Source organism: Exiguobacterium sp. SL-10 (assembly GCF_004337025.1).
Classification (GTDB): domain Bacteria; phylum Bacillota; class Bacilli; order Exiguobacteriales; family Exiguobacteriaceae; genus Exiguobacterium.
Genome location: NZ_SJUP01000003.1, coordinates 219,309 through 241,229, shown reverse-complemented (window position 1 = coordinate 241,229; position 21,921 = coordinate 219,309). Strand labels below are relative to the sequence as shown.

The following is a 21,921-nucleotide window of genomic DNA, read 5'->3' as shown; positions in this document are numbered from 1 at the left end:
TCCACCATGCGCAGCGCAGCCAGTTTTTGTTCGATCGAATGCCGACTTCTCGCCATAAAAAAACACTCCCCAATCAGATAAACAGATTTGTTATTTTATCTGTCTACCTATTGGGGAGCATATCAAATCGTCTGCAGTTTTTTTGTTGTAGTGAGATGGACGTGAGATAAACCATCATGCCCAACCGTTCATTCATTTGAAAATTTTGGTAGACATTTTGGTGGACAGACTCTAAAATTTGAACGAGAAAGCACTCAGATTTCATTGTTTTTATTTCAACTACCAAATTTACATAAAAGGGAGTCACAAGAAAGATGTTAGCAATTGACCTATTTTTAATCGTCTGTCTAGGCATCATTTTATCTACCGCCGGCATGTATTTGTTACTTAAACCAAAACAGGCCGTCTCAGGGGACGGTGCGACAGTGGACAGTATCATTGGAACAATTGTGCTTCATGTGATCTTGGTCCGCATGACAACGAAGCACTTAGGAGCTCTTCTATTGCTCTTCGGGATTGTGATGGGAATAGTACTTTACATAGAATTGTATGATGCGATTATTTCTTACATACGTGAGATGAGATACAGATGATAGAGTATAGCCGAAGTTTAGTTGCTGGATCATTTCTGACAGCAGAAGAGTTTTCTGTACTGACCATTTCTCCAGCTTTTATCATTCAAGTTATGTTTGCAAGTGTAACTTTATTCATTGTGTTTTACCTCGATGTGGAGTCGTGGAAAGAGTTTCTAACGTTTTTAGTGATGACGATTGTCGCTTCGTTCTTTGTTTCTCTTTACGCCATGGCGTGGTACGTACGCATTAAATATGATACATCGCCGGATTTCACGGCATCGTTTGGTATAGATTCATTCCCTGGATGGGGAGCTTTGTTAAGTCAAATGATGCACGGATCAAACGTCACACAGAATGCGCTGCTTCACGCCATCATTCTGTTTTGGATGCGTAAAGACACCGTCTGGTACATGTGGTTGCTAAAAGTACCCTCGCTCTTTTTCGTAAGTCTCTTCTTCGTCAAATATGTTCCTGTTTTCTTCAATTGGCTTTTTACATAAAAAAGCAAGGCGCGTAGCCTTGCTTAGAGGATGAGCATCCCGCGGAATCCACGGGCCGCATAATACGAATCGGCACCATTATGATAGACAAAGATCTGGTCATAGCGGCGGTCGCAGAACAAGGCGCCGCCTTTTTGACGAATCGCTTCCGGGGTTAATATCCAACTCGACGTTTTCAAGTCAAATGAGCCGAGCGTCTGCAGATGGCGATACGTTGCTTCGTCGAGTAGCTCGATTCCCATCTTCTCGGCTGATGCGACGATACTCCCATCCGGTTTGTTTTTCTTTCGTGCCGCTAACGCCGCATCGTCATAGCATAGGCTGCGTCGGCCACTCGGACTTTCCGGTGAGCAGTCGCAAAAGGCGAGGTCACCGTTCGGAAGTCGAATCACATCAGGGTCGCCGCCGGTCCGCTCCATTTCAGAGAGTGTGATGAGCTTGTTCGAATCTGTCTCCAGCTTCGTTAACACGTCTGACCAGACGATATCGGGGTGTCGCTCGATGTGGGTGTGAAAACGTGCTTCGAGAATAGCGAATAACTCGTTTCTGTCTTCAGTTGAGAGGTTGGCCATGATTCTTCACTCCGTTTCAGCAGTTTTTATCAGTATAAGATATTTTTCGTCATCTATTTATAATTCATTTAGCGAAAGGGGAATGTGCGATGAACTTTGATGAGGTGAATGTTCAGCAGCTACACGCGCAGACGTTCCAGACGATTGATTTGTTTCAACTCAAAACGATTTGGTCTGATGGTCTGCCGCATGATTCTTACCGTGTGACAGATTTTTCAGAGCTGAACTTACATGTGACGAAGCCGGAATTGCTTCAGCTTCGATGGATCGATTTGACGTTACCGATTGGCATCTATTCGAATGAAAAACTAGTCTTTTTGTATGACCCGTATCATCGGAAGCTACATACAGAAAAAGTTGTGTCCATCGAGCTAGCCGGACATGATATTTCCTTCCTTGATTATTTATTAGCACATAGTCAGACATTTCATTATCCGGATTCATTCTCTGCAAAAATGGAATCACTTTATGATTTTTCGTGGGACAATTTGCGGGACAGCCAGTGGAGAGAGTTTTATTTACCGAAGTTGAAAGAACCTACCTCATTCATTACTTATTTATTGGTTACGCTTGGCGCTCAATCATTTCATATCGTTTCATCAAAGAATGAATTTTTGTCCGGTTTTGAAATTTGGGCGAAACGAACGGGATGCGACCATTCGATAGAACGCATCGGGAAATGGATGTGGTCGAAGACGTATAAGGTGAGCTGTGATGTCTCACAACTTTCAGAACACGCCTTGCATCAGCTTGTCTCATTAGTAAACCTATCTGAAGAGTGGGAAGGCATTCGATTCCTCATCCCGACCAAGACAGAAACCGTCTCACTGTTCATCGGAGACGATTTCACGCAAGGAGAAGGGTACGGTGTGTTTCAGTATAAAAATCCTGGAGAGGTGATTTCCAATGAGATTTGAAGATTTGTTCCTGTATGACGGGATGATGCACGTGTTTGCTTTTGATTATGACATCGGTTCTAAACACCTGACATTCAATTTACAGCTCTTCGACCATCCTAGGAAGAGGAATGCCTCCTTCCGTGAGCGGCTCGAGGCGAATGGGATTCATCCACAAAGCGAGATGGTGAACGTGAAACTCTGCTTTGAAGACATCATCTACATGGAAGTCATCGATGAATCGTATGCCGATGGGGTGGTGATCACGTCTCACGACCAATGTGAAGGAAATCAAATCGTTCGTTACATAAGGTCAGGCTATCTCGAGCAGCTCCAAGAAACACGTTTCCAATTGTGGGAAGACATCAAACCGGACGTCGTTACATTTTGTCACTATCGGATATACGGTTTGGATACGGTCCTCGAAATCATCACGATGTCGGATCCGACTGTCGAGGCGGCGATCGGGTTGAAGTGTATCCGTCGTGGTAGCCCGAGTTTCTATTTTGGTGGGCAGCATTATTACGAAAAGTCGTAAGAAGTACGCATAATAGCAAACAGGCGCCCTTTCTGACTGAGAAGGCGCTGTCTTGTTATGCGGATTGAGCCACATCGTCCGTCAAATCGATTTGTCGACCGAGCCAGACGAGCGGGACGGTCAAACCTGCCCCAATCAAATAAACAATGGCAATCGGCAATCCGTCCGCAAGCATTCCGAACGTCAGGCTGCCGATGCTGAAGGCGAGGGTGTAGGCCGTCTGTTGGACGCTATAGACGTACGGAAGTTGCGAGGTCGGTGTCATTTCTTGGAGCACGGTGTTCGTCTGGATGATGCGGAGCTGGGTGGCGTACCCTTGAATCGCGAGCGCGATGAGCGCGAACGCGATATGAGACGTCACGCCAAACAACAAGGCCGCTCCGACCGACAGCATAGAGCTGATCCCAAGCGAACTGTTGCGTTGAGCGCGATACAGATACGCACTGGCCAGAATCATACTGACCAAAAAGCTCGCGTTCATCATGCCCCACCACCCTGTGTCGATGTAGAGGTGGCGTTCTAGATAGACAAGCAGGAGCGCCGAGATCCAGAGCGTGCTGACGAACGATTCGAACGTGACGAACACCGTGATTAATCGAGCGTGAGGTGCCGTTCGCACGATGGCGAGGCTGTCTCTGAGGGAAATGTCTGATTCGCCATCTTCTACCGTCACGTCGCGATCGAGTGAACGGACGAAGCGAAGCGTGACGAGCGTCGAGAGCATGAACAATATCAACGCAATCGTCAGAGCGAGTGCGCTCGAGAAAGAAGCGACAAGAATCGTCCCGAGCGGCCACATCGCCAGCTGGACGAATTGGTTCGACCCTTGGACGAGACTGTTCGCTTGTTGGCGATTCGTCTTCAGCCGTGGGATGAACGACGCCTGGACCGGTCGGGCGAACCCGTCCAAGAAGGCGATGAGCACGACGAGTCCGAGGACGAGAATCGACTCCGACCAGATGACGGCCCCAAGCAAGACCGTCTTCAACAGTTGGGTGACAAGCAACGTCTGACCGAGGGTGAACCGAGACAAGACACGGGCAAAGAACAGACCGCTCGCGGTCATGCCGATCGTGACGGCAATCGGGAAACTGGCGGCGGCCAGGGCGGAACCGGTCTGTTGATATAACAAAGCGATCAAGGCGACGATATAGAGCACGTCGCCGATATTGGCCAGCCATTGACTGACCAACAGCAGGTAAAACGACTTCATCATGACTCTCCTCCAGAAGTATTCAATTTTGGGTGGATGACATGATGTCGACTTACATACTTTCACCGCTTTCAAATTATTTACAAATAGTTTACGATAAAATGATGAAGAGCACAATAATTGGAAAGTGAACGGGGGAAACGACATGTTACGCTATGACATCAATGATCAGCTTCATTTACGGATGTTCACCGTCGACGACGCGGAGGCGTTGTTCCAATTGACGATGGCGTCGAAGCCATATCTTCGCGAGTGGCTCGGTTGGCTCGATTACACTGAGACGGTCGACGATTCGCGAAAAAATATCGAAGGGCGGATTAAAGGGTTGATGGAGACCGGCGGCTATCCGAAATCGTTCGCGATTGTGTATCAGGGCGAGCTCGCTGGGACGATTGGTTTCAACGACATCGACCGGGGCATCAAGTGCGGCACGGTCGGCTATTGGCTCGGCCAAGACTTTCAAGGCAAGGGCATCATGAGCCAAGCACTCGAGACGGTCATCGACTACGGGTTCCGTGACTTGAAACTTGATAAAATCGAGATTCGGGTCGCGACTGGAAATGTGAAGAGTCGGGCCTTGCCGGAACGGTTCGGTTTTCTCGAAGAAGGGGTGCTCCGGAACGCGGAGTGGCTCTATGACCGTTATGTCGACCATGTCGTGTACGGCTTGTTGCGAGATGAGTGGGCCCACTGACTAAAGCGTTCTGAAATGATGACCAAGCAGTTGGTCGACCATATAGAAGACGAGGGCACTTGATACTCCGAGTAACGATGCGAAATTAAAGAAGCCTGTCTCGAAGATGGATAGGTCGAATAACAGTCCATATGGAATCACGAACAACCAACCAGCTATAAGGTGAAACACCAAAGACGTCATCCGTTTTGAACGGAATGGCGTCTTTTGGCTGTTATACTCAGAAATTAGAGACATGAACGTCCCGTAGGTGAACACTATCGGAATGGCATAAAGCAAATAGATCGCCACACTTGGCCCATACGACAACTCGAGGGCATCGGGAAATAGGAATGGCAACACGAAAGGGATGATGAATAAACTGATGAGGGCGGACTGGATTTTCTGATAAAACATGGGACACCCACCTTTCTGATCATCAAGTAGAAAAGCCGTCACCTTCAAAGATGACGACTGGTTACGGGGTAACTCCCCCTGATTCATAGAGCGTCGCGCCGAACTCTGCATACGCCTGCTCATAGCGCCGGAGTGAAGACTCTTTATGCATACACGTCACGTTCATGCGCTCGAGTGACGTCATGTCGGTCGCGTACGTCTTCAAAACGTGGGCATTGCGAAGCATCGACGGTGTGACCGAGCGGGTGAGACCGCTCCGTTCGTTCAATTGGCGCATCATCTTCGTGATCATGACGATCGTAAGCTGCTTCGGTTGATTCTTCGCATACACCCAGCGGAACGTCATCCGCGAGAAGTCGAACGAGACGAAGACGGGATCGTCCGAATACCAACGCGGACGGACGGGCGTCGGGATGTCGGCCAAATAGTTCATGAGAAGCGTCTGGTCTTCTTGACTGAGCTTTAATGAGAAGCGGTTGCCGAGCCGGTCATAGACGTCGAACTCTTGGCTCGCGAGATGCAGGTCATTCATCCGGAGACGGATGATATGGTGGACCCGGAGTCCGTATTTATAGAACAGCGTGACGATCAGCTCGTTTCGATTGACGAGATACGGGTGCGCCTGGAGCTGATTCTCACTCAACCCGCTTTTCGAGCGAATCGTTCGGACGAGCTTGCTGAACTCAGCGGGTAAGGCGATCTGGTCGACGGTGAGCGTATGGGCCGGCTGCGCGTATGTCAGCATCTTTTTTCGGAGCGGATTCAAGAAGACGGTCAGGCTATTGATGACGGTGACGATTCGGGCGACCGTCGCTTGTTGGTATTGCTTCTCTTCGATCAGGAAGTCGTTGACGAACGTCTTCCACGATTCGAGCGGGACGGCGAGCCAAGCCTCCGGGGCATCGAGCTCGACGTTATGGTCATGAAAGTATTTATGCACATCGATCAAATCGTAGCGATACCGTTTCAGCGTCGACGGTTGGCGCCCGCTTGCGCCGAGATGGAACAAGTACGACTCGATGTATTCAGGCAATGGATATTCTTTTCTACGTTTCGTCATGGACGTTCCTCCTTCTCCTCATATCGTACCACAAACGGACGTTCTCCATTCGTCGTTTCGTGGTAAGATGGAGGATGAGACTTATAGGAATGAGGGATTTTTATGCAACGAGAGAAAGTCATTATCGTCGGATGTCAATTACCGACCGTCGACGATTGGACATATGATCAATCGATGGGGGAACTCGTCGAATTGGTCGATACGGCACGAGGTGAGGTCGTCGCCCGTCTCGATCAGAAACGGCAACAAGTCGACCGCCGCACGTTCATCGGAAAAGGGAAGGTCGAGGAGCTCGCGGTGCTCATCGAACAGTTCGAGCCGGACATCGTCATCTTCAACGCCGAGCTGTCGCCAGCCCAGTCGAAGAACATTCGCATCTCGCTGAACGATCCGGACGAGATGAAACTGATTGACCGGACGCAATTGATTCTAGATATCTTTGCCGGACGGGCCCAATCGAAAGAAGGGAAGCTCCAAGTCGAGCTCGCCCAGATGAACTACCTGCTCCCGCGTTTAATCGGACAAGGCACACAGCTGTCACGTCTCGGTGGTGGAATCGGGACACGAGGACCAGGTGAGACGAAACTCGAGTCGGATCGCCGGCACATCAAGCGCCGCATCGACGAAATCACGAAACAGCTCGAAGGGACGGTCGCCCACCGTGACCGTTACCGTGAACGCCGGAAAGAGAACCGCGTGTTCCAAGTTGCCCTTGTCGGGTACACGAACGCCGGGAAGTCGACGATTTTTAACCGCTTGACGGACGCCGATACGTACGAACAGGACGAACTGTTCGCGACGCTTGATCCGCTCACCCGTGAACTCGAACTGCCGCGTGGCGGCAAGGTACTCATCACCGATACGGTCGGTTTCATCCGGGACTTGCCGACGAAACTCGTCGCTGCGTTCCGCTCGACACTTGAAGAAGTCGTCGGGGCCGACCTCGTGCTTCATATCATCGATGCGTCGAACCCGCACTACTTGAACCAAATCGACACGACCAACTCAGTCTTGACGGAGCTTGGGGCGAGTGAGGTGCCGCAACTCGAGGTATACAATAAGAAAGACCGTTTGACGGAAGACTTCATCGGTGGACCGCTTCTTATGTCGGCGCTCGACCCGGCTGACGTCGATGGGCTCATCGGCTCAATCGAGGATAAAATCTGCGACATCTTGACGCGGGTCCACGTCGTCTTGCCAGTTCGTTCGTTCGAGCATTACCATCCGGCGAAAGAGTCGATGTACCGGCTCGAGGAGAATTTCCTCGATGACGGTTCGGTCGAACTCGTTGGTTATATGAGAGAAGACACGCGTCTATATGCGACGCTGAAACAATTTGAGGTGTGAAACAATGATGTGGCAAGAAAAGATTGCGTATTATGATGAATTGGCCCCGTTCGTAAAACAAGCGGAAGAACGGGTAAAACCATATTTTGAAGAGATCGAGGAGACGGCGGAATTCAATCAGTTCCGCGTCCTCGAATCGTTCAAGAAGCACAAAGTGTCGGACTTTCATTTCAATCCGACGACGGGGTACGGATATGACGATATCGGGCGCGACACGCTCGAATCGATTTATGCCGACGTGTTCGGCACCGACCTCGCACTCTGTCGCCCGCAAATCATCTCCGGGACGCACGCCATCGGGATCGCCTTGTTCGGTGTGTTGTTGCCTGGGGATGAACTGCTCTACATTACCGGCAAGCCGTACGATACACTTGAAGAAATCGTCGGGATTCGCGGAGACGGCCGTGGCTCGCTCAAAGAACTCGGAGTCGGCTACGACACGATCGAGTTGAAAGAGGACCGAATCGACGTCGAAACCGTCATCGGACGGATTCGCCCCGAGACGAAGCTCGTCGGCATCCAGCGCTCGAAAGGTTACGCCAACCGTCGCAGCATCCCGGTCCAAGAGATTGGAGAGGCGATTGCGAAAATCAAAGCGGCGCATCCGCACGTCTTCATCTTCGTCGACAACTGCTATGGCGAGTTCGTCGAGACGATTGAACCGACCCATGTCGGGGCCGACCTCATGGCCGGCTCGCTCATCAAGAACCCGGGTGGTGGTTTGGCGAAGACGGGCGGCTATATCGCTGGAACGAAAGAACTCGTCGAACGTTGCTCGTTCCGGATGACGACACCAGGCATCGGAAGCGAGGCCGGTCCGTCGCTCTATTCGCTCCAAGAAATGTATCAAGGCTTTTATATGGCGCCGCACACGGTCGCCCAAGCGTTGAAGGGGGCACACTTGACGGCGAGCCTACTCGGATTGCTCGGTTTTGAGACCGACCCGCATTACACGACACCCCGTACCGACTTGATTCAGTCGGTGACGTTCCGCGATCGCGACAAGATGATCGCGTTTTGCCAAAGTATCCAAATGGCGTCACCGGTCAATGCCCATGCGTTGCCGGTACCAGCCTATATGCCTGGCTACGAGGATGACGTCATTATGGCGGCTGGGACGTTTATTCAAGGGTCATCAATCGAACTGTCGGCCGATGGTCCGCTCCGTGCCCCTTACACGGCGTACGTTCAAGGTGGCTTGACATACGCCCACGTTAAGGTCGCGCTCATGCTCGCCTTGAGCCAATTGCGGACGAAAGATCTCGTCACATTTAACCGTGACAAAATCTCACAAAAGTTGTAACCAAAATGTCATGTTAACTTTCTTAACATCTATTGACAGGTAAGTTGTCATGTATTATTCTCACAGTGTGAGACAGAAAAGGAGGGGTATGAGATGGCCGATCAATTTCGTCGCTCCAACCCGTTGTTTCCGATTGGAATCGTTCAAGATTTGACACAGCTGACAGGTAGACAGATTCGGTACTATGAAGAACAGGGTCTGGTTTCGCCTAGTCGGACGGAATCGAAACGACGGCTCTATTCCTTTAACGATGTCGAACGTCTACTCGCGATCAAGGATTTCATCGACCAGGGGTTCAACTTAGCGGCAATTCGTCATATGCTCGACAACGAGGCTGCCAAAGAAGCGGAACAAACCGCAAAAGCTCCGATCAATGAAGCGCCGAAGATCTCTGAAAAAGAGTTACATCAATTATTGAAAACACAGCTTCAAGAAGCTGGCCGTTTCAATAAGACGTCGCTCATTCAAGGTGAGTTGTCACGTTTTTATCGATGACGCCAGTACATTAACCATTACACAATGTGAGAGGGGACATTTTACCATGGCCAGAAAAACGTTCACGAAAGAAGACATCAAACGGATCGCACAAGAAGAGGACGTACGCTTTATTCGTCTTCAATTCACGGACATCCTCGGTACGATTAAAAACGTCGAGGTGCCAATCAGCCAATTGGACAAAGCACTTGATAACAAGATGATGTTCGACGGCTCTTCAATCGAAGGTTTCGTACGCATCGAGGAATCAGACATGTACCTCTATCCAGACCTCAACACATGGGTTGTCTTCCCGTGGACAGATGGCAGCGGAAAAGTCGCTCGCTTGATTTGTGATATTTATAATCCAGACGGTACACCGTTCAGCGGTGACCCGCGCGGTAGCTTGAAGCGTAACCTCGAGCACATGCAAAAGCTTGGCTTCACAGCGTTCAACGTCGGACCAGAGCCTGAGTTCTTCCTCTTTAAGAAAGACTTGAACGGGCAACCAACACTCGAACTCAACGACCAAGGCGGATACTTCGACTTGGCACCGGTCGATCTCGGCGAGAACTGCCGTAAAGAGATCGTCATCGAGCTCGAAAACATGGGCTTCGAAATCGAAGCGTCACACCACGAAGTCGCTCCAGGACAGCACGAAATCGACTTCAAATATGCGGATGCAGTCACAACGGCTGACAACATCCAAACGTTCAAACTCGTCGTCAAGACAATCGCGGCGAAATATGGCCTTCATGCGACGTTCATGCCGAAACCGCTCTTCGGTGTCAACGGTTCTGGGATGCATGCCAACATGTCGCTTTTCAAAGGTGACACGAACGTCTTCTACGATCCAAACGGCGAAATGGAATTGTCAGACACAGCACGCGCCTTCACGGCAGGAATTCTCGAGCACGCTCGTGCGTTCACAGCTGTCTGTAACCCGACGGTCAACTCGTACAAGCGCCTCGTACCTGGTTACGAAGCACCTTGCTATGTAGCATGGAGCGCGCGCAACCGTTCACCACTCGTTCGTGTACCTGCGGCCCGTGGCCTCTCGACGCGTATCGAAGTACGTTCGGTTGACCCAGCGGCGAACCCGTATCTCGCCTTGTCGACTCTCTTGGCATCTGGCCTTGACGGAATCGAGAAAGACATGACGGCTCCGAAGCCGATCGACAGCAACATCTACGTGATGGACAAGCCAGAGCGTGTTGCGAACGGCATTGACGACCTTCCGGCTACACTCTTCGACGCACTCGAAGTCCTTCGTGCCGACAAAGTCGTGATGGATGCTCTCGGTGACCACATCGGTGAACACTTCCTCGAGTTGAAAGAAATCGAGTGGGATATGTTCCGCACACAAGTGACGGAGTGGGAACGCGATCAGTACATGACGCTCTACTAAGTCGATGAACTGGGGACGTTAACCCTACCAATCAGAGTCCTGAACGAGTCTTCGCAAGAAGAACTCATTCAGGACTCTTTTTCTATCACTCTATATAATGAGGGAGTAGGTATGGCTGGATGAGCAAAATAGACGAAACTTAGCGAGGTGCAAGAAGTGGCGACACCATTAAAAGAGGTAGATCATGAGGACTTTTTGCTAGAATTTGGACGACGTATTCAATCCGTTTACCCATCGTTTGACGTACAGGCATTTGTCGCATCGATTGTAGATGAATCATGGGAAGCGTTAGCATTGAAAGGGCGTACTCGCCGGATCTCGACAAAACTCGGGCAGTACTTACCTCAACATTACGAATCGGCTTTGGACATATTGGTTGAAATTGCTGACGATTGTATCGGCTTTTCATATTTATTCTTTCCGGACTTCGTAGCAGTCCATGGACAGGCTGAAGAACATTGGGAACGTTCGATGTCAGCGCTCGAACTCTTCACCCAGAAATCGTCTTCTGAATTCGCGATCCGATCTTTTCTGCTTCGTGATTCGACGCGAGTGCTTGATCGCATGATGGCATGGGCCGAGCATCCGGATGAGCATGTACGAAGGTTGGCAAGTGAAGGCTGTCGCCCGCGTCTTCCGTGGGCGGAATCGTTACCGATGTTCAAAGAAGACCCGGCTCCAGTGTTGGCAGTTTTAGAGTTATTAAAACGAGACCCCTCATTATATGTAAGAAAAAGTGTCGCCAACAACCTCAACGATATCTCGAAAGATCACCCTGAAGCCGTGCTCGAAGTCTCGCGTCGATGGCAAGGCGAACATCCTCATACCGACTGGGTCATCAGACATGCGTGCCGAACGTTAATTAAATCTGCACACCCGGACGCGTTAACATTGTTTGGTTATACGCAAGAAACAGATTTAACCGTCAACGCATCGATTACGATACATCCGAATGTGATCAGCATAGGTGAGGCGTGCGAGATTCAGTATGAGATGTCGATTCGTCCAGGAGATGCCGCCTATATTCGTGTCGAATACGCCATCGATTTCATAAAAGCGAACGGGAAAGCGAGTCGTAAAGCCTTCCTGTTAGCGAATAAAATCGTCGCCGGGGGTGCGCGACTTGCAGCGAATAGAGTTCATAACTGGTCTGATTTGACGACCCGTAGGCATTATCCGGGTGAGCATCGAATCGTCTTGTTGGTAAATGGTCGCGAAGTCGCTGAGAATCACATCATGTTGCATCAACGTAATGATTGATTCATACTTTGCGATACAATATGATGCCAGCACCCAAATCTGTGTGGACAGGAGAGATGATCACGATGGAAAAAGGGACATTATTTTTTCTTTGTGGGAAGATGGGGGCAGGGAAATCAACGACATCCAAGCGAATCGAGCTCGAAAAGCATGCGGTACGGTTGTCTGAAGATGAGTGGTTACAGGCACTTTATCCTAATCAGATTCATACGTTCGAAAATTACAGACGACACGCTGAACTTCTCAAACCAATCGTAGAAACAACTGTCCAGCGCATGCTTGAAGTAGGGGTGGATGTCGTGATGGACTTCCCGGCCAACACAATCGGTCTACGTCAATGGTTTCTTGCCATGGCGACTGAGGTTGGTGCAGACCATCAATTGATTTATCTGAACCTTAGCGACGAGCAGTGTATGAGACAAATTGCTAACAGGCGGACAGAAATGCCTGAGCGAGCAGTATTTGACACAAAAGAAGTGTTCGATTATGTCACTTCATTTTTTGAAGCACCTTCTGAGTCGGAAGGAATCCGAATTGTCGAGTATGATTAATCCGTTAATATCTTCAGACGCTTAAAAAAGGGCAGCCCAGTCTACTAGACGGGTTGCCCTTTTAGGTGTATAGCATAACTATCTGTTTAAAACGCACGCTTCAGGAACGTAGACGCGTAGTCGAGCGCGGTATGTAGCGTCGTCGCGAAGACGAGTCCGAAGAAGCATGCCACTCCGTTCAGGTCGAGCCAAGAGCTGACAGCTTCCTCATACGGTGTGAGCGTGAGAACAAGCGTGAGCGGGAAGCCGAGATAGACGACCCGGATGAGATCGCTCAACAGCGGCAGATGTGAAAACAGCGATCGGTGAGGCATGAGCTTCACGTAAGGGAGCCAAAAGCCCCGGAGCGGCCCCCATCGGTAGTAGGCGTCCGACTTCAAATCGAGGTCCGGGGAGAGCCAGAACGTCCCGATGAGAGCGCCGAGCAGGAAAACCGTCGGCACATCGATGTCAATAAAAGGCGTGGCAATCGCTAGAGCACCGATTGCCACGAGATTTGTACGGGTATGTGTCTTGCCACTCGCCATTAGTGAATCGTGCGGTATACACCGATGACCTTCCCTAAAATTGACACGTTATCGAAATACATCGCTTCAAGCTCGTCGTTCTCCGGTTGGAGGCGAACTTTCGAAGCCTCTTTATAAATCCGTTTCACGGTCGCTTCGCCTTCATCGGTCATAGCGACGACAATCTCTCCATTGTCGGCCGTGTTCTGTTGACGAACGAGGACGCGGTCCCCATCCAAAATTCCTGCGTTAATCATTGAGTCTCCGGAGACCGAAAGCATGTAAACGTTGTCGGATCCGACGACGTGAGCCGGGAGCGGGAAGTGTTCTTCCACGTTCTCGATCGCTGTGATCGGCGTACCGGCTGTAACTTTCCCGATGACCGGCACATACATAACGGCATCATGGTCTTCGACGACTGACATCTCTTCATCCAAAATCTCGATGGCACGTGGCTTCGTTTTGTCACGTCGAATCAATCCACGTTTTTCAAGACGGTCCAAGTGGCCGTGGACGGTCGAGCTCGATGCGAGCCCGACAGCTTCGCCGATTTCGCGGACTGAAGGGGGATACCCTTTTGCTCGGACCTCAGCTTTTATAAAATCAAGAATCTGTTGTTGTCTTGCTGACATTTTTTTCAATGGATTTCACCTCGATTATGTCGAATAACCTGCGAACGCATCCTATTCTTTATGGATTTAGTTTAACACAAGAACACATGAGCGCACAAACATTCGTTCGTTTTTTTCTACTTGACCGAACAGAAGTTCTTGTTTTATGATGAGAACAGATAAACGAACAAACGTTCCCGAGAACGTGCATTCTTATTCCCAGGAGGTAATCATCATGAGAGATACTATTAATGGAATCATTTTAGTCGGCATGTTGGCACTTGGTATGTTCGCATTTTTTGCAGTCGGTGAGCTGCGTAACAATGAGGTCGCCGTGACCGAACAAAAAGTCGAACACAGCATTGAAGAAGAAGTCGCCTTGACCGAGGCGGAGACGCTCGAAGCGCACATTCTCGCTGAACGAGACGAGGAAGAGAACGACGAGACGACGTGGTTCGCCGCCGAATAATCTTTTCTGATTGCGTACAGCCCCTAAACCTGTGTATCGTAGAGGGCGAATGGAGAGAAAGGAAGTGACGCGATGAGGGTCGTCATTTATTGTCGCGTATCGACGAACAAGTCCACCCAAGAGACATCGCTCAGTCGCCAGGCGGACGAATTGACGCAGATGGCGAAACGTCTTGACGCCGAAATCGTTGATGTGATCAGCGAGCAAGAGAGCGGGTATGAGGTCAATCGGACTGGATTACTTGATTTGTTGGAGCACGTTTCGACGTCCCACCTCGATGCTGTGCTCGTTAGCGATGACAGTCGTCTGGGGCGGGGAAACGCGAAAATTGCCATCTTGCATACACTCATGAAGCATAACGTCCGCTTGTTGACGATGCAGTCGTCCGATGAATACGTCGTCTCTGATGCCGAGAAAATGGTGCTCGAAATCGTGAGTGTCGTCGAAGAGTATCAACGTAAGATTCATAACGCTAAAATATCGCGTGGAATGCGCCGGGCGGTCGCAAATGGCTTCAATCCGCACCGAAATATTCAGCACCACGACCAAGGTGGTCGGAGCCGAATCGAGGTCCCGATTGAGGAAATCGTCCAACTGCGCGAGCGTGGGCTCACGTTCGCTGAAATTGCGGCCACGCTCCGGGGTTTTGGTTATGAGGTATCGAAAGCGACCGTGAATCGACGCTATTTGGAGCATGTATCGGTACCAGAAACTTGATTCCTGCTCGCTGATTTTGTACAGTAGAAGAACAAATTCAGTAGAGAGGGGGCGAGCCTGATGCTAGCACCTGAACAGTTGGAGCGAATCAATTTCCTCGCCAACAAAGCGAAAACAGATGGTCTATCAACTCAAGAGATGGACGAGCAACAAGTACTACGTCAACAATATTTGCAAGCGTTCCGCCAATCATTCAAATCACAGATGATGGGAATGAAGGTCGTCGATCCGGACGGGAACGACGTGACGCCAGAAAAACTAAAAGACGAGCAGAAACGTCACCGCTCGGAATGACCATGAATGCACATCCTATTTCATATAGGGTGTGCATGTTTGTTATACGCGAACGCTGATCAGGGGGGCTTATTGATGCGTTTTCAAGCGAAAGGAAGTAAACGATTCCATTTAATGTGTTATACTAATTAATTAGTTGTGACACACGAATGAGTGTGCTAAAATATGACGGGTAGAAACTTTGTAACAACAGAGAGGATGAAATTAGTGGAAACAACTACTAAAGAACTATTAGCGATTAACTCGATTCGGACGCTCTCAATCGATGCGGTCCAAAAAGCGAACTCTGGTCACCCGGGGATGCCGATGGGTGCGGCTCCGATGGCGTTCACACTTTGGACGGATAAGATGCGTCACAACCCGAAAAATCCGAACTGGTTCAACCGTGACCGGTTCGTGCTTTCAGCGGGACACGGTTCGATGCTCTTGTACTCGCTTCTTCACTTATCTGGTTACGACCTTTCAATGGACGATCTCAAATCGTTCCGTCAAATGGATTCGAAGACGCCTGGGCATCCAGAGTATCGTCACACAGCTGGTGTCGACGCGACGACTGGACCGCTCGGACAAGGGATTGCCATGGCTGTCGGGATGGCAATGGCTGAAAAGCATTTGGAAGCGACATACAACCGCGATGAGTTTAAAGTGGTTGACCACTTCACATACGGGATTTGTGGAGACGGTGACTTGATGGAAGGCGTGTCGGCAGAAGCTGCCTCACTCGCTGGTCACTTGAAACTCGGAAAGCTCGTCGTCCTTTATGATTCAAACGACATCTCACTTGATGGTGATCTTCACAAGTCGTTCTCGGAAAGTGTCGAAGATCGTTTCAACGCCTATGGCTGGCAAGTCATTCGTGTCGAGGACGGTACGGATATCGATACAATCGCGAAAGCAATCGACGAAGCGAAAGCGGAAACGTCGAAACCAACACTTATCGAAGTTAAAACGGTGATTGGTTTCGGTTCACCGAACAAATCAGGAAAATCGGCATCGCACGGTGCACCACTCGGTGAAGCGGAAATCGAACTCACGAAGCAGTTCTACAAATGGGAAGGCGAGAACTTCTACGTACCGACCGAAGTGTACGACTTGTTCAATGATAAAGTCGTTGAGCCGGGTGCGAAACATGAAGCGGACTGGAATGAACTCGTCGAAGCATACAAGTCAGCACATCCTGAACTTGGTGCCCAATTCGAACGTGCGATGAACAATGAGCTCCCAGAAGGTTGGGACAGCGAGTTGCCAACGTTCGAAATCGGTTCGAAAAAAGCGACTCGTCAAACGAGCGGTGAAGTATTGAACGCGATTGCCAAAACGGTCCCGACACTCTTCGGTGGATCGGCTGACCTCGCTGGTTCGAACAACACAATGATTAAAGGTGCTGCGGACTTCGATGAAGATCCAGCCGGCCGCAACATCTGGTTCGGGGTCCGTGAATTCGCGATGGCAGCAGCCGTCAACGGGATGGCGCTCCACGGTGGGGTCCTCCCATATGGCGCGACGTTCTTCGTATTCTCGGATTACCTTCGCCCAGCGGTTCGACTTGCTGCGCTCATGGGTATCCCGTCAACGTTCGTCTTGACGCACGATTCAATCGCGGTCGGCGAAGACGGCCCGACACACGAACCGGTCGAGCACTTGATGAGCTTCCGTGCAATGCCAAACTTGTCTGTTCTCCGTCCAGCTGACGGAAAAGAGACGATCGCGGCTTGGAAGCAAGCCATCACGACGAAATCGTCACCATCACTTCTCGTCTTGACTCGTCAAGCGTTGCCAGAACTCGTTGGTACGTCGATTGAAGACGCAGCTAAAGGTGGCTATGTCGTCGCGGGTAACTCGAGCGAGGCAGACGTCCTTCTTCTCGGTACAGGTTCTGAAGTCCACGTCCTCGTCGAAGCTCGCGAAGCACTCGCGGCTGAAGGCGTGAACGCGGCTGTCGTCTCGATGCCTTCGTGGGAATTGTTCGAAGCGCAATCGGCAGAGTATAAAGAATCAGTCCTTCCGTCGTCGATCACGAAACGTGTGTCGCTCGAAGCGGGCGCGACGCTCGGCTGGTACAAGTACGTCGGTTTCGGCGGAAAAGTACTCGGCATCGATAAGTTCGGCGCCTCTGCTCCTGGGGATCTCCTCATGAAAGAATACGGCATGTCGGTCGACAACGTCGTCGCAGCTGCCAAATCACTTTAATCGCATGTTGTCAGTGGTGGCCCGGAGGTTTTGGGTCACCACTTTTTTTTCAGACGACTAGCGAATTAGCGTAATATAGTGTATAGTAAAAAACGATGTTTCATATGGTAGAGGAGGTTAAGCCTTGAGTACATTATTCTGGATTCTTCTTATCGTGGCAGCACTAATCGGGGGTATTGCGATCGGTTTCTTTATCGCTCGTAAATACATGATGAACTACCTCGAAGAGAACCCACCGATCAACGAAGACATGATTCGTACATTGATGATGCAAATGGGTCAAAAGCCGTCACAAAAGAAAGTCAACCAAGTGATGCGTGCCATGAACGTTCAAATGAAGAACGAAAAGAAATAAACATGATCGACCGAAGCACTTTGCGCCCGCAAAGTGCTTTTTGTATCCAATTTTTGTTAGACAATCGAACAAACTTTCGCTACTCTAATAGAATAGTCTGAATTCAAGACAACATAGGGGGTGTTTCCAATTCGTGTATTCAAACAACTGGCTTGGTTCTTCAAGCTCGAGTGGCGGACATATGCGCTCGGCATCGTCTTGCTCATGTTCGTTGCGGCGCTCGAACTCATACCGCCGCGCATCATCGGTCGAATCGTCGATGAGATCAACCGGGGAACGCTTGGAACCGATTTATTATGGATGTTGCTCGGCGGGCTCGCGGCCGTGGGAATCGGGAACTACGTGGCCCGTTTCTTCTGGCGATACTTCATCTTCGGGGCTTCGATTCGGCTCGGTCGGATGTTACGGAGTCAGCTTTATCGACATTTCACCGACTTAGACCAACGTTTTTATAAGAGGTCGCGCGTTGGAGATTTGATGGCACACGCGACGAATGATGTCCAGGCCGTCTCGACGACGGCAGGGGCTGGGATTTTGACACTCGTCGACAGCATCACCATGGGGACGTTCGTTATCATCACGATGGTGACGACAATCAGTTGGAAGTTGACGATCGTCGCATTATTGCCGCTCCCGATCATGGTCGCGTTGACAACGCGATACGGGAAACTGTTACATAGTCGGTTCGGGGTCGCTCAAGCGGCGTTCTCCGAACTGAACGACAAAGTTCAAGAGAGCGTCAGCGGTGTCCGGGTATTGAAGTCGACCGGGGAAGTCGGCCGCGACGTCGACTCGTTCGAAAAGCTATCCGACGAAGTCATGGCGAAAAACGTCCGTGTCGCAAAAATCGACGCTTTGTACGACCCGACCATCTTCGGGATTGTCGGCCTCTCGTATATCTTGTCGATTGGCTACGGTGCGTATTTGATTGAACAAGGGGAGCTGACCATCGGACAAATCGTCAGTTTCACTGCCTATCTCGGTCTGCTCACATGGCCGATGCTCGCTTTCGGCTGGTTGTTCAATATCGTCGAACGGGGCCGGGCGTCTTATGACCGCATCGAGCGGATGCTCGCCGTCAAGCCCGAGATTCAAGATGACCCGATGGCAGCGACGAAGCTCGCACATTCAGAAATCGAAGCGGATATCCGTGCGTTCCGCTATGACGAGATGCCTGTCCTACAAGACGTCTCGTTCCGCCTTGAACGCGGCCGTACACTCGGTCTCGTCGGCCGTACCGGTTCCGGTAAAACGACGATTGTACGCTTGTTGACACGAGAGTATGACGTCCATGATGGCACAATCAAAATCGGCGGCGTCAACATTCGCCAAGTGAAAAAATCACTCTTGCTCGATAAGGTTGCCGTCGTCCCTCAAGATCACTTTTTGTTTAGCGATTCGATCGCGAACAATATCGCGTTCGGCAAACCAGAAGCTAAACTTGATGAGGTGATGGAAGCGGCGAAAATCGCCGAGGTTCATGATGACATCATGCGGCTACCGGAAGGGTATGCCACACTCGTCGGGGAACGAGGTGTGACGCTGTCAGGTGGTCAGAAGCAACGGATCTCGATTGCGCGTGCCCTCATGATTGAAGCGGATGTATTGATTCTAGACGACGCCCTCTCGGCCGTCGATGCGAAGACGGAGGAGGCGATCATCGAGCATTTCCGGACCGGTAATCCTGACCAGTCTCGCTTGATCGTGGCGCACCGGCTGTCCGCCGTCGAGCATGCCGATGAGATTCTCGTCCTTGAGGACGGTCGAATTATCCAACGCGGACGTCATCAGGACTTGATTCGCAAGCCCGGTTGGTACAAAGACACGTATGATCGCCAGCAGCTTGAGGCGATTGTAGAAGGAGGTGGCCACCATGAAGCATGATGTTCAGGAATGGGCGGTCATCAAACGCTTGTTGGCATACACGAATCGCTATGCACGTCCGCTCGGTGTCGCGTTCGTGTTCTTGTTGCTCGCCACCGGCGCAAAGCTCGCCGGACCATTTTTAATTAAAGTGTTCATCGATGAGTTCGTGACGCCTGGCGTCTATCCGACGAACTGGGTTGTCACGCTGCTCGTCGTTTATCTCGTTCTCCATGTCTCGGCGATCATCTTCGACTACTTGCAGTCGATCTCATTTCAAAAGATTGCCTTGAAAATCGTGCAAAACATCCGGATGGATATTTTCCGCCACGTCATGGGGATGCGGCTCGCCTACTTCGACCGGACTCCGGCGGGCGTGCTCGTCTCTCGGATCACGAACGATACCGAGGCCGTTAAGGAACTGTACGTCGGGGTGATGAGTACGTTCGTCCAGTCTGCCGTCCAACTGCTCGGCACGTATGTTTTCCTCTACATTCTCGAACCGACGCTCGCGACGATGGGACTCATCCTCGTCCCACTGTTCTGGCTCATCATTTGGGCGTATCGCCGCTATTCGACGAAATATTTCGCTCAAGTGCGTGATCTGTTGTCGCAATTGAACGGCCAATTGAATGAATCGATCAATGGGATGGGGATTGTTCAACAGTTTCGACAAGAAGAACGGCTCGTTCGCCAGTTCGAGAAGATGAATGAGGCCCACCAAGAGGCCCGATATCGGAACTTGAAGCTTGACAGTATGTTGCTTCGGCCCATCATCGAGCTGTTACTCGCCTTCTCCATCATCGGGCTGCTCGGCTATTACGGTGTCCTGTCGACGACCGAACAAGTGCAGGTCGGGGTCGTCTATGCCTTCATCAGCTACATCGAGCGCATCTTCCGTCCGGTACTCGACATCATGCAACGCTTGAGCGAGTTTCAACAGGCGGTCGTTTCTGCGGACCGTGTCTTCAAAATTTTGGACACGGACGAACCGGCCCCAGGGAAAAGTCTCGATGGAACGGCTGAGATTGGCTCCGGGGAAGTCCGGTTCGAGAACGTCACGTTCAGCTACGATGGGGAAGTCGATGTATTGAAACGGATCTCATTCGTCGCCAAACCAGGTGAGACGGTTGCCCTCGTCGGTCACACGGGTAGCGGAAAGAGTTCGATCATCAACCTGTTGACCCGGTTCTATCCGTATCAATCAGGCCAAATCACGATTGACGGGTATCCGATCGAACAGTTTGAAGAAGCCGAACTCCGAGCTAAAGTCGGGCTTGTGCTCCAAGATCCATTTTTGTTCACAGGGACGATCGAGGACAACCTGAAACTGTTCAACCCGACGATTGACTCGGACAAAGTCCGGGAAGCGGCTGAGTTCGTGCAGGCCCATACGTTCGTCGAGAAGCTTGAGGCAGGTTACGGACATACGGTCGGTGAGCGCGGCGCGACATTCTCGAGTGGAGAACGGCAACTTCTCGCCTTCGCCCGGACGGTCGCCCGTGATCCAAAGATTTTGATTTTGGATGAGGCGACGAGTTCGATTGATACCGAGACCGAGGAGCGCGTCCAGCTCGCCCTTGAACGGATGAGACGGGGACGGACGACGATTGCCATCGCGCACCGTCTGTCGACGATTCAAGATGCCGACTTGATTCTCGTCCTCCATCGGGGTGAAATCGTCGAACGAGGTAACCATCAGACGCTTTTAAAACAGGATGGGCTGTACAAAAAGATGTACGAACTTCAATCTGGTCAACGTCTGATGTCATAAATTACAAAAAAGACACCGTCAAGGTGTCTTTTTTCCATGGAAAAAGCCCGCCACTTCAAAGAAGGGCGAGCTGTTCGATGTCATTAATTTAAGTGGTCTGAAGCGTGGATAGCCAGGACGTGACGTGTGATCAGCTTATCTAACTCTTGGCTGACATGAATCACTTCGGGAGACGTCCAACTGTGCTGTGAGGCGATTTCATACAGTTCATCGCGTTTTTGTTCAATGGCATAATGTAAGTTTTCAGCTGTGATGACCGCCACGGTGTTTCCCCCATCATTGTAAGATCAATACTGACTAATAAGAATATCCAAATCTTAGCATCTAGCACTACTGTTTACAAGTTTCATTTCCA

General features: G+C 50.6%; 25 protein-coding genes. 18 read left to right on the top strand and 7 right to left on the bottom strand.

The window, feature by feature from the left end; all coding sequences use genetic code 11:
• Positions 1-314: 314 nt before the first annotated feature.
• A complete protein-coding gene (locus tag EVJ33_RS05860; protein ID WP_131435285.1) occupies positions 315-593 on the top strand; it encodes a hypothetical protein in 279 nt (92 codons plus the stop codon).
• The gene (locus EVJ33_RS05855; protein WP_131435283.1) at positions 590-1,075 is read left to right on the top strand and encodes a hypothetical protein; all 486 of its coding nucleotides are present in this window, start codon (positions 590-592) and stop codon (positions 1,073-1,075) included. The genes EVJ33_RS05860 and EVJ33_RS05855 overlap by 4 nt, the downstream gene beginning before the upstream one ends.
• A 23-nt stretch (positions 1,076-1,098) precedes the next feature.
• Here the strand turns inward: EVJ33_RS05855 and EVJ33_RS05850 are convergent, their stop codons facing one another.
• Entirely contained in the window at positions 1,099-1,647 is a 549-nt protein-coding gene (locus EVJ33_RS05850; protein ID WP_131435282.1) for a DUF4256 domain-containing protein, read from the bottom strand.
• A gap of 89 nt (positions 1,648-1,736) precedes the next feature.
• On the opposite strand from EVJ33_RS05850, the gene EVJ33_RS05845 reads away from it, so the two are divergent.
• Together EVJ33_RS05845 and EVJ33_RS05840 are read left to right on the top strand one after the other, a co-directional pair.
• Entirely contained in the window at positions 1,737-2,564 is an 828-nt protein-coding gene (locus EVJ33_RS05845) for a hypothetical protein (RefSeq protein ID WP_131435281.1), read from the top strand.
• Complete coding sequence (locus EVJ33_RS05840; protein ID WP_131435280.1) at positions 2,554-3,081, top strand: hypothetical protein; 528 nt, start codon at positions 2,554-2,556, stop codon at positions 3,079-3,081. The genes EVJ33_RS05845 and EVJ33_RS05840 overlap by 11 nt, the downstream gene beginning before the upstream one ends.
• A gap of 55 nt (positions 3,082-3,136) precedes the next feature.
• Here EVJ33_RS05840 and EVJ33_RS05835 read toward each other — a convergent pair whose 3' ends face one another.
• Positions 3,137-4,294 (bottom strand): MFS transporter, encoded by a 1,158-nt coding sequence (locus EVJ33_RS05835; protein ID WP_131435279.1) that lies wholly within the window; start codon positions 4,292-4,294, stop codon positions 3,137-3,139.
• A 145-nt stretch (positions 4,295-4,439) separates the two neighbouring features.
• On the opposite strand from EVJ33_RS05835, the gene EVJ33_RS05830 reads away from it, so the two are divergent.
• Positions 4,440-4,988: a GNAT family N-acetyltransferase gene (locus EVJ33_RS05830; protein ID WP_131435278.1), complete on the top strand. Its 549-nt coding sequence runs from the start codon at positions 4,440-4,442 to the stop codon at positions 4,986-4,988.
• On the opposite strand, the gene EVJ33_RS05825 is transcribed toward EVJ33_RS05830, so the two are convergent.
• A complete protein-coding gene (locus EVJ33_RS05825; protein ID WP_131435277.1) occupies positions 4,989-5,384 on the bottom strand; it encodes a hypothetical protein in 396 nt (131 codons plus the stop codon).
• Between the two features lie 61 nt (positions 5,385-5,445).
• Complete coding sequence (locus EVJ33_RS05820; protein ID WP_131435275.1) at positions 5,446-6,444, bottom strand: site-specific integrase; 999 nt, start codon at positions 6,442-6,444, stop codon at positions 5,446-5,448.
• A gap of 102 nt (positions 6,445-6,546) precedes the next feature.
• Here EVJ33_RS05820 and hflX point away from each other — a divergent pair, with 102 nt between their 5' ends.
• From hflX to EVJ33_RS05790, 6 genes are all read left to right on the top strand, one after another.
• Complete coding sequence (gene hflX / locus EVJ33_RS05815) at positions 6,547-7,791, top strand: GTPase HflX (protein ID WP_131435273.1); 1,245 nt, start codon at positions 6,547-6,549, stop codon at positions 7,789-7,791.
• A 7-nt stretch (positions 7,792-7,798) separates the two neighbouring features.
• Positions 7,799-9,094 (top strand): methionine gamma-lyase family protein, encoded by a 1,296-nt coding sequence (locus EVJ33_RS05810; RefSeq protein ID WP_131435322.1) that lies wholly within the window; start codon positions 7,799-7,801, stop codon positions 9,092-9,094.
• Between the two features lie 93 nt (positions 9,095-9,187).
• Positions 9,188-9,589: a MerR family transcriptional regulator gene (locus EVJ33_RS05805; RefSeq protein ID WP_131435271.1), complete on the top strand. Its 402-nt coding sequence runs from the start codon at positions 9,188-9,190 to the stop codon at positions 9,587-9,589.
• 46 nt (positions 9,590-9,635) lie between these two features.
• Positions 9,636-10,976 carry a type I glutamate--ammonia ligase gene (gene glnA, locus EVJ33_RS05800; RefSeq protein WP_131435269.1) on the top strand — a complete coding sequence of 447 codons (1,341 nt, stop codon included), beginning with the start codon at positions 9,636-9,638 and terminating at the stop codon, positions 10,974-10,976.
• Between the two features lie 156 nt (positions 10,977-11,132).
• Complete coding sequence (locus EVJ33_RS05795) at positions 11,133-12,236, top strand: DNA alkylation repair protein (RefSeq protein ID WP_131435267.1); 1,104 nt, start codon at positions 11,133-11,135, stop codon at positions 12,234-12,236.
• 65 nt (positions 12,237-12,301) lie between these two features.
• Positions 12,302-12,787: a P-loop nucleotide/nucleoside kinase family protein gene (locus EVJ33_RS05790; protein WP_131435265.1), complete on the top strand. Its 486-nt coding sequence runs from the start codon at positions 12,302-12,304 to the stop codon at positions 12,785-12,787.
• A gap of 86 nt (positions 12,788-12,873) precedes the next feature.
• Here EVJ33_RS05790 and EVJ33_RS05785 read toward each other — a convergent pair whose 3' ends face one another.
• Both EVJ33_RS05785 and lexA read right to left on the bottom strand, forming a co-directional pair.
• Positions 12,874-13,314, bottom strand: coding sequence for a metal-binding protein (locus EVJ33_RS05785; protein ID WP_131435263.1), 441 nt, complete (start codon positions 13,312-13,314; stop codon positions 12,874-12,876).
• Positions 13,314-13,934 (bottom strand): transcriptional repressor LexA, encoded by a 621-nt coding sequence (gene lexA / locus EVJ33_RS05780; RefSeq protein ID WP_021067589.1) that lies wholly within the window; start codon positions 13,932-13,934, stop codon positions 13,314-13,316. The genes EVJ33_RS05785 and lexA overlap by 1 nt, the downstream gene beginning before the upstream one ends.
• A gap of 205 nt (positions 13,935-14,139) precedes the next feature.
• On the opposite strand from lexA, the gene EVJ33_RS05775 reads away from it, so the two are divergent.
• The 7 genes from EVJ33_RS05775 to EVJ33_RS05745 all read left to right on the top strand — a co-directional run bounded on the left by EVJ33_RS05775 (position 14,140) and on the right by EVJ33_RS05745 (position 21,566).
• Positions 14,140-14,373, top strand: a complete 234-nt coding sequence (locus EVJ33_RS05775; RefSeq protein ID WP_131435261.1) for a hypothetical protein — start codon at positions 14,140-14,142, stop codon at positions 14,371-14,373.
• Between the two features lie 72 nt (positions 14,374-14,445).
• Positions 14,446-15,090 (top strand): YneB family resolvase-like protein, encoded by a 645-nt coding sequence (locus EVJ33_RS05770; RefSeq protein WP_131435259.1) that lies wholly within the window; start codon positions 14,446-14,448, stop codon positions 15,088-15,090.
• Positions 15,091-15,150: 60 nt separating this feature from the next.
• Complete coding sequence (locus EVJ33_RS05765; RefSeq protein WP_131435257.1) at positions 15,151-15,384, top strand: DUF896 domain-containing protein; 234 nt, start codon at positions 15,151-15,153, stop codon at positions 15,382-15,384.
• A 198-nt stretch (positions 15,385-15,582) separates the two neighbouring features.
• Positions 15,583-17,574, top strand: coding sequence for a transketolase (gene tkt / locus EVJ33_RS05760; protein WP_131435255.1), 1,992 nt, complete (start codon positions 15,583-15,585; stop codon positions 17,572-17,574).
• A 124-nt stretch (positions 17,575-17,698) separates the two neighbouring features.
• A complete protein-coding gene (locus tag EVJ33_RS05755) occupies positions 17,699-17,929 on the top strand; it encodes a YneF family protein (RefSeq protein ID WP_131435254.1) in 231 nt (76 codons plus the stop codon).
• Between the two features lie 129 nt (positions 17,930-18,058).
• The gene (locus EVJ33_RS05750) at positions 18,059-19,813 is read left to right on the top strand and encodes an ABC transporter transmembrane domain-containing protein (RefSeq protein WP_131435320.1); all 1,755 of its coding nucleotides are present in this window, start codon (positions 18,059-18,061) and stop codon (positions 19,811-19,813) included.
• On the top strand, positions 19,803-21,566 hold the full coding sequence (locus EVJ33_RS05745; RefSeq protein WP_131435252.1) for an ABC transporter ATP-binding protein: 1,764 nt from the start codon (positions 19,803-19,805) through the stop codon (positions 21,564-21,566). The genes EVJ33_RS05750 and EVJ33_RS05745 overlap by 11 nt, the downstream gene beginning before the upstream one ends.
• An 83-nt stretch (positions 21,567-21,649) precedes the next feature.
• Here EVJ33_RS05745 and EVJ33_RS05740 read toward each other — a convergent pair whose 3' ends face one another.
• Positions 21,650-21,829 carry an aspartyl-phosphate phosphatase Spo0E family protein gene (locus EVJ33_RS05740; RefSeq protein WP_131435250.1) on the bottom strand — a complete coding sequence of 60 codons (180 nt, stop codon included), beginning with the start codon at positions 21,827-21,829 and terminating at the stop codon, positions 21,650-21,652.
• Positions 21,830-21,921: the final 92 nt, after the last annotated feature.

Excerpts from the sequence above, each read along its gene's own strand:
- EVJ33_RS05860 (WP_131435285.1), top strand. The coding sequence starts at position 315 with ATGTTAGCAATTGACCTATTTTTAATCGTCTGTCTAGGCATCATTTTA.
- EVJ33_RS05855 (WP_131435283.1), top strand. The coding sequence starts at position 590 with ATGATAGAGTATAGCCGAAGTTTAGTTGCTGGATCATTTCTGACAGCA.
- EVJ33_RS05850 (WP_131435282.1), bottom strand. The coding sequence starts at position 1,647 with ATGGCCAACCTCTCAACTGAAGACAGAAACGAGTTATTCGCTATTCTC.
- EVJ33_RS05845 (WP_131435281.1), top strand. The coding sequence starts at position 1,737 with ATGAACTTTGATGAGGTGAATGTTCAGCAGCTACACGCGCAGACGTTC.
- EVJ33_RS05840 (WP_131435280.1), top strand. The coding sequence starts at position 2,554 with ATGAGATTTGAAGATTTGTTCCTGTATGACGGGATGATGCACGTGTTT.
- EVJ33_RS05835 (WP_131435279.1), bottom strand. The coding sequence starts at position 4,294 with ATGAAGTCGTTTTACCTGCTGTTGGTCAGTCAATGGCTGGCCAATATC.
- EVJ33_RS05830 (WP_131435278.1), top strand. The coding sequence starts at position 4,440 with ATGTTACGCTATGACATCAATGATCAGCTTCATTTACGGATGTTCACC.
- EVJ33_RS05825 (WP_131435277.1), bottom strand. The coding sequence starts at position 5,384 with ATGTTTTATCAGAAAATCCAGTCCGCCCTCATCAGTTTATTCATCATC.
- EVJ33_RS05820 (WP_131435275.1), bottom strand. The coding sequence starts at position 6,444 with ATGACGAAACGTAGAAAAGAATATCCATTGCCTGAATACATCGAGTCG.
- hflX (WP_131435273.1), top strand. The coding sequence starts at position 6,547 with ATGCAACGAGAGAAAGTCATTATCGTCGGATGTCAATTACCGACCGTC.
- EVJ33_RS05810 (WP_131435322.1), top strand. The coding sequence starts at position 7,799 with ATGTGGCAAGAAAAGATTGCGTATTATGATGAATTGGCCCCGTTCGTA.
- EVJ33_RS05805 (WP_131435271.1), top strand. The coding sequence starts at position 9,188 with ATGGCCGATCAATTTCGTCGCTCCAACCCGTTGTTTCCGATTGGAATC.
- glnA (WP_131435269.1), top strand. The coding sequence starts at position 9,636 with ATGGCCAGAAAAACGTTCACGAAAGAAGACATCAAACGGATCGCACAA.
- EVJ33_RS05790 (WP_131435265.1), top strand. The coding sequence starts at position 12,302 with ATGGAAAAAGGGACATTATTTTTTCTTTGTGGGAAGATGGGGGCAGGG.
- EVJ33_RS05785 (WP_131435263.1), bottom strand. The coding sequence starts at position 13,314 with ATGGCGAGTGGCAAGACACATACCCGTACAAATCTCGTGGCAATCGGT.
- EVJ33_RS05775 (WP_131435261.1), top strand. The coding sequence starts at position 14,140 with ATGAGAGATACTATTAATGGAATCATTTTAGTCGGCATGTTGGCACTT.
- EVJ33_RS05770 (WP_131435259.1), top strand. The coding sequence starts at position 14,446 with ATGAGGGTCGTCATTTATTGTCGCGTATCGACGAACAAGTCCACCCAA.
- EVJ33_RS05765 (WP_131435257.1), top strand. The coding sequence starts at position 15,151 with ATGCTAGCACCTGAACAGTTGGAGCGAATCAATTTCCTCGCCAACAAA.
- tkt (WP_131435255.1), top strand. The coding sequence starts at position 15,583 with ATGAAATTAGTGGAAACAACTACTAAAGAACTATTAGCGATTAACTCG.
- EVJ33_RS05745 (WP_131435252.1), top strand. The coding sequence starts at position 19,803 with ATGAAGCATGATGTTCAGGAATGGGCGGTCATCAAACGCTTGTTGGCA.